This window comes from Sphingobacterium bovisgrunnientis, assembly GCF_009829085.1.
Taxonomy (GTDB): domain Bacteria; phylum Bacteroidota; class Bacteroidia; order Sphingobacteriales; family Sphingobacteriaceae; genus Sphingobacterium; species Sphingobacterium bovisgrunnientis.
Genome location: NZ_WUQY01000097.1, coordinates 1 through 747 on the forward strand (window position 1 = coordinate 1; position 747 = coordinate 747).

The 747-nt window shown below is 34.7% G+C and carries 1 protein-coding gene; it reads right to left on the reverse strand.

The window, feature by feature from the left end; translation table 11 throughout:
• Positions 1-213, reverse strand: a 213-nt coding sequence (locus GOQ16_RS17755; RefSeq protein WP_204987518.1) for a hypothetical protein, incomplete at its 3' end; no start/stop codon positions are given.
• Positions 214-747: the final 534 nt, after the last annotated feature.

The following is a 747-nucleotide window of genomic DNA, read 5'->3' on the forward strand; positions in this document are numbered from 1 at the left end:
AGTGCAATTTCTTTGAAGAAGTCCACTCACTACTTGATTCATCCATTGGTATGAATTTTGGAGTGGAAAATGTACGAATAGATTTAAGGAAACACTTTCCAAAAATTCTTGGTTGTGTTTTCGTTGAATTCTCCCATTCCTACCTCTCTTGAGTTCACTTCTCGGGTTAAAATCCTTATTAAATTCTTCGCTATTCGGGTTTGAACCTCCCAAGGGTGGTCATTTTTTTATGGAGATCAATTAGTTTCCAAGAGAGTATGAAAGAAAGCGTAGAGAGGAAAAATGCAAGAGTGAGAAGATTATCAAAGGAGAAAGACCAATTTTTGTGCGCAAACGCATGCACCCACAAAATTTTAGTTATTAGTATGTTCGATAAAGAATAATCATCGTCAAGAGCTGGAGACAATCAAGCCTTCGTGATGAATGTGATGCAACAACAATTGGAGCGGATGAATGCACCATGTGGAAACATTTTATCATTTTTTTTTTATGTATATAATTCTGTTTTAATTAGATTTTTAAGGAGTTCATTGTTAGTGGGAATTCGTTCATTTCCTTGAATAAGGAACACATTATTGAGAGAACTAACAAAGCGAAATTTGTTCTCTCCTCATCTCGTTGACCATAATTTGGAACTTGTCAAAAATTTCATCTTTGTGACGTTCAACAAATTTATGGGAATGTTCATCATTTTTGAAATTAAGGTTCATGTTCTTCCGTAACTTCGGTTCCTTGATTCGACAAATT